The organism is Catenulispora rubra (assembly GCF_015356825.1).
In the GTDB taxonomy this organism is placed as follows: Bacteria; Actinomycetota; Actinomycetes; order Streptomycetales; family Catenulisporaceae; genus Catenulispora; species Catenulispora rubra.
Genome location: NZ_JAACYW010000194.1, coordinates 1 through 22,379, shown reverse-complemented (window position 1 = coordinate 22,379; position 22,379 = coordinate 1). Strand labels below are relative to the sequence as shown.

Below are 22,379 nucleotides of genomic sequence, written 5' to 3'. Positions count from 1 at the left end.
GGGCACCGTCACCCACCCGCTCGCACCGCTCCGCCACAACCCCATCGCCCCGCTGAGCTCGTAATCCCCCGCACTCCAAGCCTTCGGCGGCGTCAGCGCGACGTTGTTCGCATCCCGCACCTGAATCGTGTCCGCGTACTGCCCCTTCACCAACCGATGCGTCCGCGGGAACACCGCCACTCCGTCATCGGTCTTCTCCGGGATCAGATCCCCGCCGGTGTTCGCGTACAACACCGTCTTCGTCTGCGGCGCCCCCAGCACCACCAGCCGGTTGCTCTGCGGCAGGAACACCGACAGCTCGGCGATCTGCTGCGCGTCGTCCGTGTCGTCGCTCGACCCGGGCCGCGCGTGCGTGAACGTCACCGGGGCCGCGTACACCGACATGCTCGACGACTCGCTCGGCGCCTTCCCCGTCTGCGTGTAGTCCCCGACCAGCAGCTGCGCCTGCGACGGCACACCGTCCGCCCCGGTCGTCCACCCCTGCATCACGTACAGCCAGGTCTTGTGCGCGCTCTGCGACGCCGTCTTCGCCGCCGCGCCGTGCCCGACCGAGGTCGGCGCCGTCGTGTCCTCGTCCACCTGCGACCACAGCGGCGCCACCGTCGCAGTCGTCGCAGTCGTCGTGGCTGTCGTGGCCTTGCTGCCCGTCGCCGCCGAGCGCCCGACCTGGTCCAGCAAGTACGACTTCGCCACCTCCACCGCCTGCGCCGGCACCGACGTGCCGCGGTTCGGCCACGGCAGCGCGTTCGCGGGCAGGGCCGGCGTCGCCGCCACCACCCTGTCGTCCTGCAGCGCGGTCGGCGTCGGGTACGCGCTGGTCAGGTCCTCGATCGCGGACGGCGGCGGGGCAGCCGACGCGTCACCGCCGCGCGCCCCCAGCTCCGAGGCGATCGACGGCCCGAGCAGCGCCGCCACCACCAGCACCGCCGTCGCCGAACCGGCCCGCAGCACGCGCCGCCGCCGACGGATGCGCGTGGCCCGAGCCATCACCTGTGGGAACAGGTCGCTGTGCGGGGCCGAGGCGAAATCGTCGGCGATCAGGCTCAACGCGTAGTGCAGATCCGGCGACCTCTTCTCGGCGGGGTCGGATGCCTGCCGGTCCGGGCCGGATGCGGGCTCGGTCGCGCCCGGCGTCTCCGATCCCGTCTCCGATCCCACCGCCGAAGCGACCGTCGAAGCGACTCCAGAAGCGACCTCGGAAGCGGCCTCCGAAACCGCCCCGGAGGTACCCCCCGAACTCTCCTCCGGCGACGCCGAAGCACCGCCGATCGGCTGATCACGGTCAGGCTGCGCGTTGTCCCAGGTGTCCATGGCGACTACGAAGACGCGAATCGAAAGCCGCAGGTTGCCTGCCGGTCACCCGGACGCGGTAGCGGAGTGTGCCAGGATGGCCGGTCGTGGAGCGTTTCAAAGTTGCCGGAGGGGCCCGCCTGGCGGGTGAGGTCGCGGTGTGCGGCGCGAAGAACAGCGCGCTGAAGCTGATGGCCGTCGCCCTGCTGGCCGAGGGTCGGACCGAGCTGCGGGGCGTCCCGCGCATCCTGGACGTCGAGCTGATGGCCGAGCTGCTTCGGCGGCTGGGCTGCGACGTGAGACTGGACTGGGAGCCCGGCCCGGAACGGGAGGACGGGCCGCAGAAGGGCTCGACCATCGTCATCGACGTGCCGGCCGATCCGGGCACCGAGGCCGACTACGACCTGGTGCGCCGGCTGCGCGCGTCGATCTGCGTGCTGGGCCCGCTGCTGGCGCGGCAGGGCGAGGCCAAGGTGTCCTACCCCGGCGGCGACGCCATCGGCTCGCGCGGGCTGGACATGCACATCGACGGCCTGGAGCGGCTCGGCGCCGACATCTCCCAGGAGCACGGCTTCCTGGTCGCCTCGGCCCCCAAGGGCCTGACCGGCGCCAGCATCCTGCTCGACTTCCCGAGCGTGGGCGCCACCGAGAACATCCTGATGGCCGCCGTGCTGGCCCGCGGGACCACGGTCATCGACAACGCCGCGCGCGAGCCGGAGATCGTCGACATCTGCTCGCTCCTGGCCTCGATGGGCGCCAAGATCGACGGCGCCGGGAGCTCCACGCTGGTCATCGAGGGCGTGGACACGCTGACCCCCGCGCCGTCGCCGCACCTGGTGGTGGCCGACCGCATCGTGGCCGGCATGTTCGCGGTCGCGGCCACCATGACCCGCGGCGACGTGAGGATCGACGGCGGCAACGCGGCGCACCTGGAGATCGCGCTGGACAAGCTGACGCTGGCCGGCGCGACGGTGGTGCCGGACGAGACCGGCTTCCGGGTGTCGATGGACCGGCGCCCGAAGGCCGTCGACATCATCACCCTGCCCTACCCGGGCTTCGCCACCGACCTGCAGCCGCTGTTCGCCGCGATGAACTCCATCGCCGAGGGCACCTCGATGGTCACCGAGAACCTGTTCGACGCGCGCTTCGTGTTCCTGCAGGAGCTGGCGCGCCTCGGCGCCTCGGTCCGCACCGAGGGGCACCACGCGATCGTGCGCGGCGTCGAGCGGCTGTCCGGGGCGCCGGTGCGCGCCACCGACATCCGGGCCGGGGCCGGGCTGGTGCTGGCCGGGCTGGTCGCCGACGGCCACACCACGGTGTCCGACGTCCGGCACATCGACCGCGGATACCAGGGCCTGGTGACCCAGCTGCGCTCGCTCGGCGCGCAGATCGAGCGCGAGCCGGACCCCGACCCGTACCCGTGAGTACCCGTGACGAGGAGGCGCCGCCGGCCGAGACAGGCCGGTGCCGCCACCCGTGACGAGCGTTACGCCGCCGTCCGCGCCGGGCCCGCTCACACCCGCGTTATCTTTTGGACGTCGAAGCAAATCACCCCTTGTGAAGCATGAGGTAGCGCAGTGTCGAAGAAGCTGGCCGTCATCGGCGCCGGTCTGATGGGTTCGGGGATCGCGCAGGTGGCCGCGGCCGCCGGGTACGAGGTGGCGGTCCGCGACGTGACCGACGCCGCCCTCAAGCGCGGCGTCGACGGCATCCGCGCCTCGCTGGAGAAGTTCGCTTCCAAGGGCCGCTACACCGCCGACGAGGTCGAGGCCGCGACGGGCCGCATCACCACGACCACGGACCTGGCCGAGGCGGTTGCCGACGCCGACGTGATCGTCGAGGCGGTGTTCGAGAACATCGAGGTCAAGCAGGAGATCTTCCGCGAGCTGGACAAGCTGGCCAAGCCCGGCGCGGTCCTGGCCACCAACACCTCGGCGATCCCGATCACCCAGATCGCCGCCGTCACCTCGCGTCCGCAGGACGTGGTCGGCACCCACTTCTTCTCCCCGGTCCCGATGATGCAGCTGTGCGAGCTGGTCCGCGGCTACAAGACCTCCGACGAGACGCTGGCCAAGGCCCGCGCCTTCGCCGAGGAGGTCGGCAAGACCTGCATCGTGGTGAACCGCGACGTCGCCGGCTTCGTCACCACCCGCCTGATCGCCGCGCTGGTGGTCGAGGCGGTGAAGCTGTACGAGTCGGGCGTGGCCACCGCCGAGGACATCGACATCGCCTGCAAGCTCGGCTTCGGCCACGCCATGGGCCCGCTGGCCACCACCGACCTGACCGGCGTGGACATCCTGCGCAACGCGACGCAGAACATCTACACCGAGACCCAGGACGAGAAGTTCAGCCCGCCGGAGCTGCTGAACCGGATGGTCACCGCCGGGGACCTCGGGCGGAAGTCGGGCAAGGGTTTCTACAGCTACTGATACGCACTGGTACACGCTGGTACACGCTGATCCGCGGTCGCCGATGGAACGAAAATCGGCGGCCGCTGTGGATGTTTCCTGCCAGGATCGCGATCATGACGCTTTCGTTCGCTGAGAAGCCGGTCCTGGCCGGCGACCGGGTCACCCTCCGCCCCGTGACCGCCGAGGACGCGCCGGGCCTGCTGGAGCTCCTGGCCGATCCGGAGAGCAGCCGCCTGACCGCCACCCGCGCCGAGCTCGACCACGAGGCCGCCGAGCGCTGGTACGCCACCCGCGCCGACCACACCGACCGCCTGGATCTGGCGATCGTCGAGAACGAGACGGGAACGTACGTCGGCGAGGTGGTCCTGAACGACCTGCATGTCGAGAACCGCTCCTGCGGCTTCCGGATCTCGTTGGTCGGCGCTCGCGTATTCGGGCGCGGATACGGGACCGAGGCGACACGGCTGGTGCTGCGGCACGCGTTCGACACCGTGGGGATCCATCGGGTCGAGCTGGATGTGTACACGTTCAACCCGCGTGCCCGGCACGTGTACGAGAAGGTCGGCTTCGTGCTGGAGGGGACCAAGCGCGAGGCGCTGCTCTGGGACGGCGAGTGGATCGATGCGCACGTGATGGCGATGCTGGAGAGCGACTGGCGCGCCGCGCGCTAGAAGCAGACCACACCACCACCACCACACCACCACACCACCACACCACCACACCACCACACCACCACCACACCACCACCACACCACCACACCACCACCACACCACCACCACCACCGCACCGAGCCGCATCAAGCCACTGCCGTCGCCGCACCACCGGCTGCCGGGACCGCCTTCCGCTCCAGCCGCCGCAGGCTGGCCACCCGCTGCACCACCCCGAGCCCGGTCACCACCGCGCCGAGTCCGAGCCACCCCACGGGCCCGGCGGCCAGCACCACCGTCGACAGCGCCACCGGCCCCGCGGACCGCTCGATCGCCTGCGCCATCCCCGCCACGCCCAAGTACGAGGCCTGAGCGTCCGCCGGCGCCAGCGACACCGCCAGCTCCCACGACACCAGCGAGCGCACCAGTTCCGCCGACGTCACCACCACCGCGGCCAGCAGCAGCGTCACCGTCGCGACCATCGCACCGCCGTGGCTCGACCCGGCGATCAGTGCGCAGCCCGCGAGCAGCGCCACGCCGTACCAGCACGCCGCACGCGCCGCCGCGCGAGCGCCGGCCACCCGGGCCGACACCGGCATCTGGAGGAACACGCACATCAGGGTATTGATCACCATGACCGCCGGGATCACCGCGTGCGGCGCGTCGGTGCGGGTCACGGCCCACAGCGGCACGCCGACCATCAGGATCGCGTCGTCCAGGTTCAGGAAGACGTCGAGCAGGACGAACAGCAGATAACCGGGGTCGCGCCACGGATTGCGGCCGCGCGCCTTCGCTTTCTTCGCGCCGTCGCCGTCGCCGTCGCTGTCGCCGCCGCCGCCGCCGTCGCCGTCGCCAGCAGCACCTGCAGCAGCGACACGGCTCGGCTCCCGCCGCTTCGTCCGCATCACCAGCGCCGCCACCGCCAGGTACGACAAGCCGTTCCCGACCACGACGGCCTCGTACACCCCGCTCGTCCCCACGGCCACCGCGATCGCCGAGAGCCCCGCTCCCAGCGCGTACGCGGCGTTCATCACCACCCGCGAAAGCGCCCGGTACGTCGCGCGCTGCTCCCCGGCGGCCTGGCCGGCGAACACGATCTCCATGGTCTTCGACGCGCGGTCGCACAGCGTCGTCGCGGTCGTGACCGCCAGTAGCGGCGCGAAGCCGTGGCACAGCGGCACCGCGCACAGCGTCAGCACCCTGATCAGGTGGCACGCCACCAGGATCGTGCGCACCGGGTACCGCTCGGCCAGCGCTCCGGCGACCGGCGCGCCGGCGATGCCGACCAGGCCCGCGATGCCCAGCAGGGCGCCGATCCGGCCCGCGCTCAGGTGGGACACGACGCTGAAATACAGCACCAGCGCCGAGGACCACACGCCGTTCCCGACCCGGTCCAGGAACAGCGCCGCGAGCATCCGCCGGGCGTCGCTTCCGCCAGGTGGGTTACGCAACTGGGCGATCGTCCCGGTGCGCTTCGGAGCGTTCCCGGCGGTCGCGGCCGCATCGTCCCGGCGCCCCGTGCCGTCGGCCCCGATGCCACCGCCCGCCGATTGGCTCCTGCCCCACCGCATGTCCCACCCCTAGTGTCAGCCCTGCAGGTCCTTGTGGAGTGTGACGCAGCATATCCCTCGATGTCAAGAAGCTTGACATCGAGATACTGGCGTTGCGCGGACCCGCGGACCGGTGTGCGCAAGGTCACCGGTGACACTCCGGTTACCCGTCAGTAGGCTCCGCTCCAAGGCGCCGACCTCTCCCCGGGCGGTGACACCATCCACTTGGGAGCCCCCGTGACCGAGCGCGACAGCTCTGGTGGTCGAAACAGATCTTCCGGGCATGACGGATCCGTCGAGCGAGACCGCCCCTGGGTGATGCGGACCTACGCCGGCCACTCCACCCCGGCCGAGTCCAACGCCCTCTACCGCAGGAACCTGGCCAAGGGCCAGACCGGCCTGTCGGTGGCCTTCGACCTGCCCACGCAGACCGGCTACGACCCGGACTCGGTCCTGGCCCGCGGCGAGGTCGGCAAGGTCGGCGTGCCGGTCTCGCACCTGGGCGACATGCGCGCGCTGTTCGACGGCATCCCGCTGGAGCGGATGAACACCTCGATGACCATCAACGCCCCGGCCATGTGGCTGCTGGCGCTGTACCAGGTCGCCGCCGAGGAGCAGGGTGCTGACATCGCCGCGCTGTCCGGCACAACGCAGAACGACATCGTCAAGGAGTACCTGTCGCGCGGGACGTACGTCTTCCCGCCCGGCCCCTCGCTGCGGCTGATCACCGACACCATCGCCTACACCGTGGCGAACCTGCCCAAGTGGAACCCGATCAACATCTGCTCCTACCACCTGCAGGAGGCCGGCGCGCAGCCGGTGCAGGAGGTCGCCTACGCGCTGTCGACGGCGATCGCCGTGCTGGACGGCGTGCGCGACTCCGGGCAGGTGGCGCCGGAGGACTTCGACCAGGTGGTCGGCCGCATCTCGTTCTTCGTCAACGCCGGCGTGCGCTTCGTCGAGGAGATGTGCAAGCTGCGGGCCTTCGCAGGGCTCTGGGATCGCGTCACGCGCGAGCGCTACGGCGTCACGGACGAGAAGCTGCGCCGCTTCCGGTACGGCGTCCAGGTCAACTCCCTGGGCCTGACCGAGGCGCAGCCGGAGAACAACGTGCAGCGGATCCTGTTGGAGATGCTGGCCGTGACGCTCTCCAAGGACGCGCGGGCCCGCGCCGTGCAGCTGCCGGCCTGGAACGAGGCGCTGGGCCTGCCGCGGCCCTGGGACCAGCAGTGGTCGCTGCGCATGCAGCAGGTGCTGGCCTACGAGTCGGATCTGCTGGAGTACCCCGACCTGTTCGCCGGCTCGAAGGTGGTCGAGGCCAAGACCGAGGAGATCGCCGAGGCGGCCTGGGCCGAGATCGAGCGGATCGAGGGGCTCGGCGGCGTCGTGGCGGCCGTGGAGTCCGGCTATCTGAAGGCGCAGCTGGTCGGGGCGCACGCCGAGCGGCGCGCGAAGATCGAGTCCGGCGAGATGGTGGTGGTGGGCGTCAACAAGTTCACCGAGACCGAGCCGAACCCGCTGACCGCCGACCTGGACGCGGCCATCCAGACCGTCGATCCGGCGGTCGAGCAGCAGGCTGTGGCGGCGCTGAAGGAGTGGAAGGCGCAGCGGGACGGCGCGGCGGTGGATGCCGCACTGGCCCGGCTGCGTCAGGAGGCTGCGACGGACGCCAACCTGATGGACGCGACGCTGGCGTGCGTGCGCGCCGGGGTCACCACGGGGGAGTGGACCGGGGTGCTGCGCGAGGTCTTCGGCGAGTTCCGGGCCCCCACCGGGGTCTCGGGTTCCGTGGGGACGGCGATCCCGTCCGAGGAACTGGTGGTGCTGCGCGCCGAGGTGGATCAGGCCTCTGCCGAACTCGGCCGCCGGCTGCGGCTGCTGGTCGGCAAGCCGGGGCTGGACGGCCACTCCAACGGCGCCGAGCAGATCGCGGTGCGCGCCCGCGACGCCGGCTTCGAGGTCGTCTACCAGGGGATCCGGCTGACGCCCGCGCAGATCGCGGCGGCGGCGGTGGCCGAGGACGTGCACTGCGTCGGGCTCTCGGTGCTGTCCGGCTCGCATCTGCAACTGGTGCCGGAGGTGCTGGCCGAACTGCGGGCGGCCGGAGCCGGTTCGGTGCCGGTGGTGGTCGGCGGCATCATTCCCGACGCCGACGCGCGGGCGCTGCGCGAGGCCGGCGTCGCGGCGGTGTTCACGCCCAAGGATTTCGGGATCACACAGATCCTGCACACCATCGTCGAAGAGATCCGGCGTGCCGGATCGGTCGCCGTCTGAGCGGACTCCCTCACCGCCGGACGCGAATCGGCGCCCTTCCTAGGGGATATCCCCGGGAAGGGCGCCGATTTGTTTGAAACTTTATTCGAGCCCGGATTCACCCTGTGAATCAGGCGTCGGCCGCGGCGGCTTCCTTCTCGGCGATGGCGTCCGGGTGGTGCTCGCCGGCGAATTCCCGGCCCAGCACCTCGTGCGTGGCGCGCAGGTGGTCGATGCCGGTCTCGCCGTGCTCGGCGGCGTGGCCGTCGAGGGCGTCGAGGATGCGCTCGACGGGCTCGTGGTGGCCTTCCAGGCGCTGCTCGGCGTAGTAGGCGATGCCCAGCTTCATGAACAGCTTCGCGCCGTGCCGGTGGGCGCTCCACTCCTCGGCCTGCTCAACCGCGCCCTCGAAGCTCTTCTCGGTGATCTCGAGGCACTTGGCTATGAAACTCATCGGTCTGCGACTCCTCGCGTCGAAACGGCGCCCATCGACACTATCGACGAGGCGTATGCGTGCTCCCCTACACGCCCCTGCCGTGACGGACAGAGTGCGGGTTAGCAGCGTATCGAGCTGAATGATAGCGGCAACTGCGAGAACGGGTTACGGCGATGTGCGTATGCGGGACTAGTACTGCGATAGGGGAAGCACTGTGGGTCCGGGATGCGAGCATCGGGTAATGAACGAGTTGCCATCGGCCGGGACGCGAAGCCTCATCGCCGGCCATTCCGCGCGGTCGGCCGATGCCCGCGCCGCCGCACTGAGGGTGTTCGTGGGCGAGGAGGGCGACGCGCCGGTGCTGACGCCGTTCCTGTTGTCGGTGGCGGCCGATGTGGCGGAGTACGACCTGACGCGCATCGAGGCGATCCGGGTGCTGCCGGTCGCCTGTGTACCGGCCGGCGAGCCCGCCGCCGAGGTCCGCGCGGCTCTGATCCGGTTGGCCGCCGAGGACGCCGATCCCGACGTCCGCAACGCCGCCGGCGTCACGGTCTTCGGCCTGCCGGGTGCCGAGGACGACATCGAGCGGATGCGCGCGCTGATCGCGGCCGAGGAGGACGAGCTGGTCGCGGAGAACGTCGACGCGGCGCTCGACCTGTACGTGACCCGTGAGACCCGCGTGACCCTAAAGGGTTCATAGCGGCGTTGAGGATCGTCGGCGTTGATAGGCTCCGATCCCATGCGCATCGTCATCGCCCACTGCACCGTCGACTACGCCGGACGGCTTTCCTCGCACCTCCCGGAGGCCAAGCGGCTGCTGATGGTGAAGAACGACGGCAGCGTCTCGATCCACGCCGACGACCGCGCGTACAAGCCGCTCAACTGGATGTCGCCGCCCTGCGTGCTCAAGGAGTCCGAGGGCGACGAGGACGGCCGCATCGTCTGGACCGTCACCAACAAGGCCGGCGAGCGCCTGGTGATCACCCTGCGCGACGTCGAGCTCGACGCCAGCCACGACCTCGGCGTGGACCCCGGCCTGCAGAAGGACGGCGTCGAGGCGCACCTGCAGGAGCTGCTCGCCGAGCAGATCGAGACCCTGGGCACCGGCTGGACGCTGGTCCGCCGCGAGTACCCGACGGCCATCGGGCCGGTGGACATCATGGCGCGGGACTCCGACGGCGCCCACGTGGCGGTGGAGATCAAGCGACGCGGCGAGATCGACGGCGTGGAGCAGCTGACGCGATACCTGGAGCTGCTGAACCGCGACCCGCTGCTGGCGCCGGTGCGCGGGGTGTTCGCGGCACAGGAGATCAAGCCGCAGGCGCGGGTGCTGGCGGCGGACCGCGGGATCGAGTGCGCGGTGCTGGATTATGAGGTGCTGCGGGGGATGGACGACCCGAGTTCGCGGTTGTTCTGAGGGATCGTCTCGACCGGCGTACTGGTGCGCTGCTGCGAAGCGACGCGGCCGTTGCCGAGTCCCGGGTCCACTCTCAGGACTCTGCGGGCTTCTCCTACGCTCTCGGCTCGACCGGCCATCCCGGCTCGCGGAGCGCGTCGCCTGCACCCCTCCTTCAGGCACTGCGCCCGTCACTGCGCTTCCGGCTATGTCATGCTACTGCCCTCCTGTCGATCATTGCGTGAGTGACGGCACTGACTGCCACGACGGCAGCGGGTCCGGGTTCGGACCTCGATGCCTCCGGCTACGGATCCGCGCGACAGAGCCCGGCGGCGCGGTGATGCGCCGCCGGGCTCTGTCGATCAGTCGTGTCAGTCGTGTCAGCCGTGTCAGTCAGCCGTGCGGATGGCTACCCGCCGCAGCCGTTGGGCCACTGCGGTTTGACCGGGGCATCGCTGTCATTGCTGGAACCACCGCCGAACAATCCGCCGAAGAAGCTCGACACGCCGTGCCCGACGTCGTTCACGACGTCATGGAACGGCTTCCAGTGGTGGTACAGGTAGTCACCCCCGAGGTAGACGCCGGTGCCGATCATCATGACCTCGCCGGCGACCGGTAGCTCGTCGACGACCATGTTCGCCATGAGCAGGCCTCCGTTGACCGCGCCCGCGCCGCGGTCCACCCAGCCGACCGCGCCCTTGTCCGGCGGCAATATGACGTCGCCGTAGTCGGCGACCAGGCCGAGGACGGCCGTCGTCCGGCTGGCGGCCAGGAACGGCGTCCCCTCTCTGGTGATCGCGACGAGGCTGTCGAAGTGAGTCGCCTGCAGGATCGTGTCGATCCCGTCGGCGAGCTTGCCCATCTTCAGTGCGTCCGTGATCTCCAACATCCGGTCGATGCTGTTCAGGACCTGGGTTTGCGAGGCCTTGTTCTGGGCCAGTTCCAGGATCTTGTCGAACGCGATGGCGTCCAGCGGCGCCAGGTTCTGCTCGACGTAGGAGCGGACCTTCTCGTAGATCGGGAAGAACGGGTCCTGCGGGGCCTCGCCGCCGGAGTCACTGGAACTCGAGGGCGGGCTGGAGGACGAGCTGGAGGAGGAGCTGCCTGTCCCCGGGTGGGGGTAGTAGCAGACACTGCCGGGGCCGTCCTCGCAGGCCAGCATGGTCCCCGTCGGGTCCGAGCCGTTGACCGGGTTGTCGCCCGCGTAGGAGTAGCCGTTCAGCTGCCGCTGGTCGGTGTTCTCCTGGACGGAGTCGACGCTGAGGAACCGGCCGGTGACCGGGTCGTACTGCCGGGCGCCGAGCAGGTCCAGACCGCTGGTCGGGTCGCTCGGCAGGTCCAGGTACGCGCGCTGGTCCGGCCAGCTCGGCGGCGCGGTGCCGCGCTGCCGTCCGAACGGGTCGTAGTACCGCACGCTGTAGGTCAGGTTCGAGGCGTTGACCTCGGCGGTCGCGGTGCCGTTGGTGTTGGTCAGCTCATAGCCCACCGTGCCGGAGGAGGAGTGCACCACCGTCACACCGTCCGGGCTGTTGCTGACGTATCGCAGGCCGGAGACCGTGTTCCCCGACGTGTTCAGCGTGATCTGCTCGCCCCACGGCAGGTACAGCACGTTCTGCGCGGCGGCCGGGTCGCTCTGCACCAGCAGCGTGCCGTCCGCGTCGTAGGTGTACGTGCCGGCCACGCCGGTGGCGGTGTTCGTCACCGACCGGGTGAGTCCCATCGCGTTGTAGGTGAACGCCTGTCCCGGCCGCGTCCGGGTCTGTCCGTTCGGATAGTAGGTGTAGGCGGCGGTGGTCGAGCCGGACGTCCCGGCCGTCGTCACCGACTGCACCGCGTCCGGGGTGGACGCGGCGGTGGTGGTGCCGGTCGAGGCGTTGTACGCGTTGTACGCCAGCGTCTGCGTGACCGTGTTCGTCGTCGAGGTCGCCGATGTGTCGTGGCTGGTCTGGCCGACCCGGTCGCCGAGGGCGTCGTAGGAGTACGACTGCCAGTACGGGGCCGGTCCGCCGGTGACCTTGCCGGCCGTCGGCGCGCTGTCGGTGCAGGCGCCGACGCCGTCGATCTGCGCGTTGGTCGCCGGCGAGCTCGCGGTGACGCCGCCGGAGTCGGTCCACGCGCTGGTCAGCTCGTTGAGCTGGTCGTAGCCGAAACACTGGGTGTCCGGGGTCGAGGACCCGGTGACCGCGTTGCTTTCAGCGGTGATCGCCCCGGCCTTGTTGTAGGTGTAGGCCACGGACTGCATCGGCTTGCCCAGGTTCTGCAGCGAGTCCGTGGTCGTCAGCATGCGCTTGGTCGCCGGGTCGTAGGTCACGGTGCGGTCCAGCTGGTCGCCGTTGGCGCCGTAGTTGGTCTGCAACACCTGGCCCAGCGGGTTGTAGGTGACCGTGTTCAGCGCCGTGTACGGGCTGCCATAACTCGACAGCAGTCCGGAGGCGGTGTAGCCGAAGTTCACTTGCTCCTTGGGCAGGTTTCCCTCCGCGTAGTAGTGCGTGCCCGCCAGCAGCGAGGTCTGGGCCGTGTACTGGCTCGAGTCCTGATACGTGCCGGCCAGTGCGCCCTGCGAGGACGGCACGGTGACCGCCTCACCGGTCGGCTGGTACTTCGCCGTGTACCCGGCGACGGTCTCGGTCCAGGTGTTCGCCGCGTCGCCGGCGCCGTCGGTGTAGGTGGTCGACGACGTGGGCTGGCCCTTGGCCAGGGTGTCGTACGTCCACGCGCCGATCTGGTCCGCCCCGGTCGGGGCCGCGCCGCCGCTGGTGTCGTACTCGGCCGTCTTGCGCTTCAGCGCGTCGTACGTGTACGAGAGCTGATCCCCGTTCGCGTCGGTCTGGCTCAGCAGGCTGCCCCCGGTGGAGTAGACCGAGGTGGAGGTCCCGGTGCCGGGGTCGGCCACCACGGTGTTCTGGCCGAGCAGGTTGTAGGTGTAGGACCAGGTGTCGCCGACCGAGTCCTTGATGGTCGCCGGCTTCCCGGCCGGGGTGAAGACGCGGCTGATGGTCTCGGCGTCCGCCGCCTTGCCGGTCGGCGTCGCGCTGCGGTAGGACCAGGTGGCGTCCACGTTCCCGGCGGCGTCGACGAAGCTGCTCGTCGCGGTGCCGCCGGCGGGCGGGGTGCTGTCGGTCTCGTCCATACCCTGATACCCGGTCAGCGCCGAGTACTGGTTCACACCGAAGGCGACGGTGAGCACCTGGATCTGGCGTCCGGCTCCGTCGTACATCGTCTCGGTCTCGGACGGCACGACCGAGTCGTTCGCCGGGACGAAGACCGTGGCGGCCGGGGCAGTGGTCTTGTCGTAGTAGGAGCCGGTGACCTTCGCCTTCTGGCCCAGCGAGTTGTAGTGGGTGTCGGTGATCAGCCGGCCGACTTCGCCGTCGGCGGTGTTCCCCTGCTGCTGGATCTGCCGGAGCTGACCGTCGTACAGCGTGATGACGGTCCCGTACGAGCCGTCGTCGCGAAGCGTGGACGTCGTGACGGCGGTCGGCGCCGTCGCGGTGATCGCGTAGGTGTACTCGGCGTCCGCGGGCGCCTTGGCCGCCTGGCTGTGCAGCGGTGACCAGACCGCGGTGAGCCGGCCGAGGCCGTCGTAGGTCTTGGTGGTCAGCTCGTTGTCGACGTCTGTGCTGGCGACGGCTTGTCCCCGGCCGGCGTCCAGGGTCTGCTTCGTGACCCAGCCCATCGGGTTGGTGACGGTCACCGTGTCCGAGGCCGCGCCCGGTGCGCTGTAGGCCGTCGCGGTGGAGTCGCCGTCTGCGTCGGTCGCCGAGGTGACCCGGCCGTAGGTGTCGTACTGGGACTTGGCCGTGGTGACGTACACAGGCGCGCCGGAGGTGTTGTAGGAAGCAGCCTTCTCGGTCGTTGTCGCGTTACCGGTCGAGCCCAGCGACCCCAGCGTGGAGGAGCCGTCGTAGAACGTCAGCGTGTCCGACTGGGTGGCGCTCGCCGAGGGTTTGGTCGAGCACCCGCCGGTGACCGTCAGGGACTCCTCGGGGTAGGAGTACATGTACGCGCCGGCGTTCGTCGCGTACTTGGTGGTCGTGCACTGCTCGGGCGACGCCGACGGCCCGGAGTAGGACGTGTCTGCGCTGACCTGCTGCCCTTGGGCGTTGTAGGACGTCGCCAGCTTCGTCTGCTCCCAGGTGCCGTCGTGCCAGAGCTGGTACTTGCGGTCGGTGGAACCCGTCGCCATGCGGGCGACCAGGGCCGGCATGGAGGAGGCCTGCGGCTGCGAGGCGGTCTGGGCGAAGGCCCAGGGTCCGCTGACCTCCTTGTTCTGCGTCACGCCGCCGACCCCGAGCAGGGTGTCCTTCTCGAGTTGTTGGCCGTACAGCCAGCTGGAGTCGGTGACCGAGTCCCCGACGCTGTCGGAGACGCTGACAGTGCGCTGGGCTCCGGAGGACAGGTAGTCGCCGTCCATGCCCTGCAGATACGTCGTCACCGACCGGGTCGGCGTGGACTGGACCGAGGACGCGCCCGTGGTCGTGGTGACCGTGCGGAATCCGCGGAACTGGTCCCACGTCCGCTGGGCCGACGGCGTCAGCGGCGAGTCGTCGCGGTGCCAGGCGGCGCCGTCGTACTTGTACGAGGTCAGCGACGCCTCGCTCCACGCGTTCGGAGCGACCAGGTCGTTCACCGTGACCGAGGTGACCTGGTAGGTGGTGAACCAGTCCAGGACCGGGTTCGCGGCGCCGTTCGGGGTCCAGTACTGCGGGTAGCAGTTCATCGAGTCCGAGTCCGCCGAGGCCGGCAACTTGCCACTCGTCCTCGAACACTGCGACGCGCTGTAGGCGACGACGGTCTGCGCCCCGGCGTCCGTGGTGATCTCCACCAGCCGCGGCCGGTACAGCGCCGCCGCGCCGGTGGTGTTCCCGTCCACCCGGTTGGGCATCTCATCGGCGGTGAACACGGTCTTGGGCAGCTGTGCCGCCGTACCGCCGCCGAGGGTGTCCTGGCCCTTGCGCTGGATCGAGTCCAGCCACATCACCGCGACGCTGCCGTCCCCGGGGTTCGAGGCGCTCACACTGGACCCGGCCGGAACCAGACCGGCCTGTGGCGCCGGGAAGGATTGGGACAGCGTGAACGTGTCCACCGGCTGGTACGTCGAGCCGACCAGGACCGCGGTGCTGATCGAGGTCAGGCGTTTGGTGGAGAAGTATGTGGGCGAATAGTTGGCGCACGAGGCCGCCCCGGCCGCGCAGATCTGGTTGAACGGCACGTCCGGCCAGTTCGGCGCGGTGGAGGAGTTCAGGTTGGAGTTCGCGCAGTTCGTGAAGGACGAGCTGGTCAGGCAGCGCTCGTCGACGCCGAACGTGACGGTCTGGGCGGGCTTGGCGCCGGCGATCGCCGCGGACAGCGAGTAGCCGTAGCCGATCGAGGTCAGGTAGCCGCCCCGGTCGTACGGCGTCAGCTTCCCGCTGTTGTTGTTCTGCCCGTAGCCCATCTCGTACTCGTCGGTCTCGGGCGTCCAGGAGTATGTGCGCAGGTTGCCGTGCGGGTCCACGACGTAGTCCAGGTTCCAGCGCCACGCCATGTTCGTGACGACCGAGCCCGTGCCCTTGCCCGAGTCGTAGCAACCGCCCTCGGGCGGGCCGTCACCGGACTTGGGACAATAGACCGGCTGGGTCCACACGCTGTCGGTCGCCGCGTCGGTGCCGTCGCCCCCGGGCAGGTAGTCCTGCCCGAAATAGTAACGGGTGCCGTCGGTGGTGACGATCTCCCACGCCTCGCCCTGCCAGGCACCGTTCGACACGCCGGTGAGCGGGATGATCTTCTCGCCGGAGTCGGACTGCGAGTGCCAGGCGCCGGTGGTGTCGTCGCGGACCAGGGTCCCGCTCAGCCCCTTCATGCTCAGAGTGACCTGGTTGCCACCCCAGCACGTGTCGCCGGAGTTCTTGATGCCGTCCTGTGAGCACGGCTGGTAGGAACGCTCGATATAGCCGGGCGAGTAGTCCCAGCCGTCCCCGATCCACGAAGCCTGGGCGTTGGTGACCGAGGTGCGGCCGTCCACGCTGCCGGAGTCGTAGGCCAGCGTGACGTCGGGCGCCTTGCCGCCGGAGGCCGGGGGCAAGGCGATCGGGTAGCTGTAGGTGAATGAACCGGTGTTGCCGCCGCCGGCCCAGGAGCCCTCGGCCGACAGCGAGGTCGCCGAGTAGTCGCCGACGCCGCCGGACGCCTGCGGCGCGGCGGCCAGCACCATCGGCGTCGCCGAGACCGCCACCCGGGCGGACAGCGTGCCGGAGGCGGTGTCGTTCCGCGCGGCGATCGGCGTCTGTGCGCGGCATGACGGCACGGTCGGCGTGGTCAGCGCGCACGCCGGCAACTCCACCAGCGTCAAGCGGTCGGCGTAGCCGCCGCCGCTCGCGGTCGCGAACCCCTTGTAGTCCAGCGTCAGGTCGACCGGCGAGGGGGTCCGGCCGCCATCGGTGCGGGACACGGTGAGGACGACGCCGTCCACGCCGGCGGCCGTGACGGCGGCGCGGGGCGCGAACGCGACCGTGGCCGCGGTCGCGGCGCCGGCGGCGCTGCCGTCGGCGGAGGCGAGGGTCACCGGCAGACCGGTGAGCTTCGTCGCCGCGTTCGGGTTCGCCGGGTTCGCCGGGTGTGCTGCGTCCGGTGAGGTTTGCGCGATCGGTGTCGTGGCATGCCTGCCGGACCCCGGTGCGGGCCTGGCCGCGGCGGTCGTGGCCGCCTTCGCGAGCGAGACGAGCGTCGCAGAAGCCTGACCCGAAGGCCAGACCGGTGCCGTCGCCTTGTACGGCACCGGCGGCACGCCGTGGTTCGCGGCGAGCGCCGACTGCCCGGCGGGCACGCCGGCATGGCCGGGCACCGACGGCGTCTTCTGAGTGGCGACCGGCTGCCAGTGCCTGCCGGCAGCCGCCGGTGTCGCCTGGGCCGGGTTCAGGCCGAAGCCGGCGAGCATGGCGCCCGCGGCCGCGACGGTGGTGAGGCGGTGTCGCCATCGCGCGTGCCGGCCTCTGCCGGACGGCGGAGGGGACATCCCGATCATGGGTCACTCCCTGGTTCGGAAAAGGGGTGGGGACGACCGGGACGATCGGTTCGCACGCCGGCCACAGGATCTTCCTGTGGCCGTACTCCTGGTGGCTCCAGGCGCGCACTGACTATCGTCCAGGCCTGATCCGAGGAAGTCCCAACCTCATCCGACCAGGAGTAATTAGAGTGCTGACTCGCTCCGCCCCTCATGCAAGCAAACCCCGGCGCCGGTTGGCAAGCCTGGTCACTGTGGCGGTCCTGTCCGCCGCGGTGGCGATGCCGAGCGCCGCCGCAGCCGGAACCAGTGCGCTGTCCGCGGGTTCGGCGGCCGACGGTTCCGGCGCGTCCTGGACCGCGGGGACCCCCCACTCCGCCGCGGCCGCCGACCCGCTCACCGCTGCCTCGCTCCGGGCGCGCGCCTCCGGAAAGGCCGTCGCCGTCAGTGCCCTGACGACCGAGGCCTCCACCACCACCGCCAACGCCGACGGCACCTACACGGTGGCCACCGACACCGAACCGGCGCGGACGAAAGACGCCGCCGGCCGGTGGGTCGCGCTCGATCCCACGCTGCGGCGGGCCGCCGACGGCAGCGTCGGTCCGGCCGCCGCGCCGGACACGCTGACCCTGTCCGGCGGCGGCGCCGGCCCGGTCGTGCGGGTCGCCGACCACGCCGGCCACGCGATGGCCCTGTCCCTGCCGGTCGCCCTACCGGCGCCGGCGCTGAACGGTGCGAGTGCCACCTACGCGCAGATCTACCCGGGCATCGACCTGACCGTGACGGTGACGCGGCAAGGCGGGTTCAGCGAGGTCTTCACGGTCCACGACGCGGTGGCCGCGGCGCGTGCCGCGCACCTCGCCTTCCAGACCGGTCTGACCGGCATGAGGTTGCAGGCCGGCTCGGCCGGCGATCTCCGCGCCGTGGACAGCGTGACCGGCGCGACGGTCATGAACGCGCCGCCCGCGGTGATGTGGGACTCGGCTACGGCCGGTGCTCTTCGGGCCTCTGGTGGCGCGCGCAGTGCGGCCGGGTCCGGTGCCGTGAGCAGTGCGTCCGGAGTGGACTCCGACGCGTTCGCGGGCGACAGCCCGGTCTCCAGCGCGGCCGGTCCCGGCCGCGGCGCGCACACCGCCGCGCTGAAGGCGACGCCGAGTACTGGCGGCATCGCCCTGGACTCCGACTTCTCGCGGTTGTCGTCCGGCTCTGCTTCCGGCTCCGGCTCTGGTTCTGGCTCTGGCTCTGGTTCTCCGGCGTTCCCGCTCTACGTCGATCCGACCTGGAGTCCCCCGAGCACCTCGCCCGGGATCCTGGCCTCGGACGAGGTCCAGGCCGGCTGCTCGGGCAGCCCGAACTACAACACGATCACCGACCTCGGGGTGGGCTACAACGAGTTCTCCGGCTGCATCGGCATCGAGCGCAGCCTGCTGTTGCTGAGTCTGTCAGGGTTGTCGAAGAGCACTCATGTGCTCAGTTCCGACTTCAAGATCACCTCGGACTACTCGGCCTACGACAGCTGCGGCCAGGCCACCTACACGGTCTCTCTGGCCTGGACCGACTCCTTCGGCAGCGGCACGGACTACAGCAACCAGCCGGGCCGGCTCAGCAACTCCTCGGTGCCGGACCCGATGTCCAGCCGGAGCGTGAAGACGAACGGGAACTCCCTGGGCACCCAGTGCTCCGGCGGCGTCCCGGTGGACTTCTCGATCACCGGACCGATCTCCTACTTCGCCTCGCAGGGCGTCGGCAGCCTGAGCGTCGGGCTGTACGGCTATGAGACCGCCGGCAGCAGCCTGGAGCGGTTCAACCGGTCCACCGCTGTGCTGACCACCACCTACGACATCGTGCCCGGTACACCGAGCAGCCTGACCGCGTCCCCGACCCCGGTCCTGACCGGCGGGACCGCCGCGCCCTGCGGCAGCACCTCGGCGCCGGGCTGGCTCGGGATGTCGAACCTCGGCGGCAAGACGGTCGCCACGCTGTCCGCGAAGGCGTCCAGTTCCGTCGCCGCGGCGCAGATGTACGGGATCTACTCGATCACCGACGCGACCACGGGCACCAAGACCACGACGAACTCCTCCGGGTACGTCACCAACGGCGGCACGGTCAGCGTCAACACCCCGGCCCTGGCCGACGGCGACGAGTACGAGTGGTCGCTGCACACCTCAGACCAGTACCTGGCATCGGCGCAGACCGGGACGTGCGCGTTCCGGGTCGACAAGACCGCGCCGGACGACCCGGCCACCGCCTCGGCGAGCTTCCCGGCGCTGAGCAGCGGGCAGACGGCGACGGTCACCACCGGCCAGGCCGGCAGCCTCACACTGTCCTCCAGCGATCCCGCGCCGGCCTCCGGCACGGCTTCGGGGCTGCGCGGGTTCGACTACTCCTTCGACACCCCGGTCCCGACCTCCGGTGCGACTTTCGCGGCGGCGGCTTCGGGCTCGGCGACGCTGAGCTTCACCACGGGGCAGTGGGGTGTGCACACGCTCTACTCGCAGTCCGTGGACAACGCCGGGAACGTGTCGGCACAGAGTTCTTATTCGTTCTACGTGCCCTGGAACCCGGCGGCGAAGGTGGCCGCCGGGGACGTCTCCGGTGACGGCGTCCCGGACCTGGTCGCCACCGACAGCGGCGGCAACCTGGTGCAGTACGCCGGGAACGCCAGCCCCGGAACCGCGGCGTCGTCGTTGTCGTCGCCGTCGACCAGCCCGGACGGCACGTCGCCGTGGTCGTCGTACCTGTACACGCACAACGGTTCCTTCACCAACGGTGCCGTCGACGACCTCTGGGCCTATGACACCGCGAACCACAACCTGTACCTGGACAAGAACACCCGCAGCGCCACCGGCGGCAACTTCTCCGACCCGGCGGACGTCGTGAACGTCACCAAGGCCGGAGTGCTCTCCGACGAGCAGAATGACAGCTCGGCCGGGAACGCGAGCGCGACCACCGCGTGCTTCACGACGTCCACCGGCGCCTGCACCGGATACGACAACACGGACTGGAGCACGCTGACCCAGCTCGTGGCACCCGGCGACCTGTACGCCGGCGACCCGGTGACCGGGATCGACAACGGCGCGCCGGGCCTGCTCACCGTGGAGGACGGCGCGCTGTGGTACTACCAGGGCCAGACCATGCAGGACTTCGTCGGGACGGCGATCCAGCTGGGCACCAGCGGCTGGGACGCGGTGACGGTGCTCGGTCCGGGCGTCGTCGGCGGGGTGCACGTGATCTGGACGCGGGACGCTTCCGGGACCCTGCGTCAGTACCCGATCACCTTCGACTCCGCCGGCTACCCGGTGAACCTCGGCACGCCGACCGGCGGGTCCGGGACGGTGCTGAGCGTCCCGGCGGGCGTCACGCCGACCGGTACTCAGGTCACTGCGATCCCGAGCGCGCAGTACCCGGCGCTCTACACCGCCGACCTGCACGGGACCGGGCAGCCGGACGTGATCGCCGTGACCGCGGACGGCATCGTGGACGACTGGGCCGGCGGGGCGGCCTCCGGGGGCCTTGCGACCTTCGGCGGTCCGCAGGCGATCGGCGACACCGGTCCGGCCGCCGGCCAGATCACCGTCGCCGAGGGGCAGACGGTGCACGCGAACGGCTCGGCGTGGTCCAACGCGAAGACCACGGTGAGGCTCGACGAGGGCGTGCTCAGCCTGACCGACACCGCGACCGGCAAGGTGCTCAAGACGTACGGCACCGGCGGGAACCCGAACGCGTATCTGGTTCTGGGTACCGACGGGAACCTCGCGGTCTACAGCACGGCCACCGGCGGGACGGTCACGTGGTCGGCCGGGACGTCCGGGACGGGAGAGTCGCTGCAGTTGCAGACTACCGGCAACCTCGCTGTCCTCAGTAGCGCGGGGACCGTTCTGTGGCAGAGCGGGACCGGGCACTGACGAGCGGTGACGCCATGACGTACGCCGGCCGCGGGACACCGTTTCCGCGGCCGGCGGCGGCCTCTCGTCCCAGTCCCGGTCCCGTCCCCGTCCCGTTTTCGTCCCACTTCCTTGGCCGGGGCCGGGGCGGTGAATCAGGATGTTGCCCCGACAGGAAATCAAGATGTTTCCGCACGGTGGGAGCGAAGATGCAACTCAGCAGAAGGACTCTGCTCGCGGGGACGGCGGCGGTGGTCGCCGCGCCGGCCACGCTGTGGCTGGCCGAGGGTTCGGCCCAGGCCGCCGCGAGCTACGACGTCGCTGTGTGCGAGCAGTACCGGAACCAGATACAGATCTACTCCTCGGCCGCGGGCTGGACCTCGCCGCAGTGGGTGTGGTCGCCGGGGGGCGGCGGCTGGGCCAACCTTTCGGACGTGAAGTTCCGCAGCACCGCGAAGTTCGGCGAGGTGGCCCTGGTCGCGGCCTCCGGCGGCAACGTCGGCATCGTCGACAAGTCCGCCTCGGGCACCCAGGGCACCGGCAGCCTGTTGTGGGAGGCGGCGCCGGGCTCCAACCCGCACGCGATCGAGCGTATCCCGAACATCGGCGCCGTGGTCGCGGCCTCCTCCGCCGGCTACCTGCACGTCTACGGACCCGGCGCGGTGAACGATCCGAGCACCCTGCGCCTGGTGCAGACCATCAGCTTCCCCGGCGCGCACGGCCTGTGGTACGACGACGTCCACAACCGCTTCTGGGCCCTCGGGCAGGACAAGGCGACCTCGTACGAGGTCAGCGGCAGCTACCGGAACACCCGGCTGGTCGGCGGCGTCAACGTCTCGATCGGTTCAGGGAACCTCGGCCACAGCCTGGACGCGTCCTACAAGGACAGCGGAATCCTGCTGGCGAGCCACAGCACCGCGGTGATCTCGATCAACAAGACCACGCACGCGGTGAGTACGGTGCACGCCGACCACGCGGTGAAGTCGTTCAGCCAGCACTCCTCCGGCGAGGCCTTCTGGGTGCAGAGCACCGGCAAGACGTACCACGGCGACACCCGCAACTGGGTGAACCCGGACGTGCAGTTCTTCAACGCGACAGGCGCCCGCTCCTTCACGCGAGGCTTGTCCTACGGCGCGGAGTTCTACAAAGCCCGCCTGCACGCCGTCGGCTACCACTGATGATCTCGACCGACAGCCACTGACGGACCACGTCCATGCAAACGCCGGACATACGCCTGCTCAGATCCTTCCTGGCCGTAGCCCGCGAACGCAGCATCAGCGGCGCGGCCCGCCTCCTGTTCATGTCGCAGCAGACCCTCTCCGAGCAGATCCGCCAACTGGAGAAGGCGGTGGGAGTCCCACTCCTGCTCCGCGGCCCCCGCGGCGTCACATTGACCGCCGCGGGGGAGCGGCTGGCCGCCGGCGCCGCGGCGGTCGCCGCGGAGCTGGACGCGCTGGTGGATGAGGTGCGACGGATCGCTTAGGTGCTGGTGCTGGTGCTGGTGCTGGGGCTGGGATTGAGGTTGGGGG

Annotated in this window: 12 protein-coding genes and 1 pseudogene; 9 read left to right on the top strand and 4 right to left on the bottom strand. The window is 70.4% G+C overall.

All coding sequences use genetic code 11. The annotated features are described in order from the left end of the window. Nucleotides 1–1,158, bottom strand: a pseudogene (locus tag GWK61_RS37095) (hypothetical protein); the annotation flags it as partial. 239 nt (nucleotides 1,159–1,397) lie between these two features. Here GWK61_RS37095 and murA point away from each other — a divergent pair. The 3 genes from murA to GWK61_RS37080 all read left to right on the top strand — a co-directional run bounded on the left by murA (nucleotide 1,398) and on the right by GWK61_RS37080 (nucleotide 4,372). Then, nucleotides 1,398–2,714: a UDP-N-acetylglucosamine 1-carboxyvinyltransferase gene (gene murA / locus GWK61_RS37090; protein ID WP_194916380.1), complete on the top strand. Its 1,317-nt coding sequence runs from the start codon at nucleotides 1,398–1,400 to the stop codon at nucleotides 2,712–2,714. 153 nt (nucleotides 2,715–2,867) lie between these two features. Then, the gene (locus GWK61_RS37085; RefSeq protein ID WP_194916379.1) at nucleotides 2,868–3,719 is read left to right on the top strand and encodes a 3-hydroxyacyl-CoA dehydrogenase family protein; all 852 of its coding nucleotides are present in this window, start codon (nucleotides 2,868–2,870) and stop codon (nucleotides 3,717–3,719) included. A gap of 95 nt (nucleotides 3,720–3,814) precedes the next feature. Further along, complete coding sequence (locus GWK61_RS37080; protein ID WP_194916378.1) at nucleotides 3,815–4,372, top strand: GNAT family N-acetyltransferase; 558 nt, start codon at nucleotides 3,815–3,817, stop codon at nucleotides 4,370–4,372. Between the two features lie 126 nt (nucleotides 4,373–4,498). Here the strand turns inward: GWK61_RS37080 and GWK61_RS37075 are convergent, their stop codons facing one another. Continuing rightward, nucleotides 4,499–5,800, bottom strand: coding sequence for an MFS transporter (locus GWK61_RS37075; RefSeq protein ID WP_228563557.1), 1,302 nt, complete (start codon nucleotides 5,798–5,800; stop codon nucleotides 4,499–4,501). Between the two features lie 417 nt (nucleotides 5,801–6,217). On the opposite strand from GWK61_RS37075, the gene GWK61_RS37070 reads away from it, so the two are divergent. After that, nucleotides 6,218–8,173 carry a protein meaA gene (locus tag GWK61_RS37070; RefSeq protein ID WP_438939802.1) on the top strand — a complete coding sequence of 652 codons (1,956 nt, stop codon included), beginning with the start codon at nucleotides 6,218–6,220 and terminating at the stop codon, nucleotides 8,171–8,173. Between the two features lie 109 nt (nucleotides 8,174–8,282). Here the strand turns inward: GWK61_RS37070 and GWK61_RS37065 are convergent, their stop codons facing one another. Beyond that, nucleotides 8,283–8,606 (bottom strand): hypothetical protein, encoded by a 324-nt coding sequence (locus GWK61_RS37065; protein ID WP_194916375.1) that lies wholly within the window; start codon nucleotides 8,604–8,606, stop codon nucleotides 8,283–8,285. A gap of 223 nt (nucleotides 8,607–8,829) precedes the next feature. Here GWK61_RS37065 and GWK61_RS37060 point away from each other — a divergent pair, with 223 nt between their 5' ends. Next, entirely contained in the window at nucleotides 8,830–9,288 is a 459-nt protein-coding gene (locus GWK61_RS37060; RefSeq protein WP_194916374.1) for a hypothetical protein, read from the top strand. A 39-nt stretch (nucleotides 9,289–9,327) separates the two neighbouring features. Then, complete coding sequence (gene nucS, locus GWK61_RS37055; protein WP_194916373.1) at nucleotides 9,328–10,005, top strand: endonuclease NucS; 678 nt, start codon at nucleotides 9,328–9,330, stop codon at nucleotides 10,003–10,005. 388 nt (nucleotides 10,006–10,393) lie between these two features. On the opposite strand, the gene GWK61_RS37050 is transcribed toward nucS, so the two are convergent. Further along, the gene (locus GWK61_RS37050; protein WP_194916372.1) at nucleotides 10,394–16,987 is read right to left on the bottom strand and encodes an RHS repeat domain-containing protein; all 6,594 of its coding nucleotides are present in this window, start codon (nucleotides 16,985–16,987) and stop codon (nucleotides 10,394–10,396) included. A 233-nt stretch (nucleotides 16,988–17,220) separates the two neighbouring features. Here GWK61_RS37050 and GWK61_RS37045 point away from each other — a divergent pair, with 233 nt between their 5' ends. From GWK61_RS37045 to GWK61_RS37035, 3 genes are all read left to right on the top strand, one after another. Next, nucleotides 17,221–20,871 carry a hypothetical protein gene (locus tag GWK61_RS37045; protein WP_194916371.1) on the top strand — a complete coding sequence of 1,217 codons (3,651 nt, stop codon included), beginning with the start codon at nucleotides 17,221–17,223 and terminating at the stop codon, nucleotides 20,869–20,871. A 188-nt stretch (nucleotides 20,872–21,059) separates the two neighbouring features. Next, entirely contained in the window at nucleotides 21,060–22,028 is a 969-nt protein-coding gene (locus GWK61_RS37040) for a hypothetical protein (protein ID WP_194916370.1), read from the top strand. Nucleotides 22,029–22,063: 35 nt separating this feature from the next. After that, complete coding sequence (locus GWK61_RS37035; RefSeq protein WP_194916369.1) at nucleotides 22,064–22,333, top strand: LysR family transcriptional regulator; 270 nt, start codon at nucleotides 22,064–22,066, stop codon at nucleotides 22,331–22,333. Nucleotides 22,334–22,379: the final 46 nt, after the last annotated feature.

Bases quoted from the DNA above. Each gene is read 5' to 3' on its own strand.
- GWK61_RS37080 (WP_194916378.1), top strand. From the start codon at position 3,815: ATGACGCTTTCGTTCGCTGAGAAGCCGGTCCTGGCCGGCGACCGGGTC.
- GWK61_RS37070 (WP_438939802.1), top strand. From the start codon at position 6,218: ATGCGGACCTACGCCGGCCACTCCACCCCGGCCGAGTCCAACGCCCTC.
- GWK61_RS37065 (WP_194916375.1), bottom strand. From the start codon at position 8,606: ATGAGTTTCATAGCCAAGTGCCTCGAGATCACCGAGAAGAGCTTCGAG.
- GWK61_RS37060 (WP_194916374.1), top strand. From the start codon at position 8,830: ATGAACGAGTTGCCATCGGCCGGGACGCGAAGCCTCATCGCCGGCCAT.
- nucS (WP_194916373.1), top strand. From the start codon at position 9,328: ATGCGCATCGTCATCGCCCACTGCACCGTCGACTACGCCGGACGGCTT.
- GWK61_RS37050 (WP_194916372.1), bottom strand. From the start codon at position 16,987: ATGATCGGGATGTCCCCTCCGCCGTCCGGCAGAGGCCGGCACGCGCGA.
- GWK61_RS37040 (WP_194916370.1), top strand. From the start codon at position 21,060: ATGCAACTCAGCAGAAGGACTCTGCTCGCGGGGACGGCGGCGGTGGTC.
- GWK61_RS37035 (WP_194916369.1), top strand. From the start codon at position 22,064: ATGCAAACGCCGGACATACGCCTGCTCAGATCCTTCCTGGCCGTAGCC.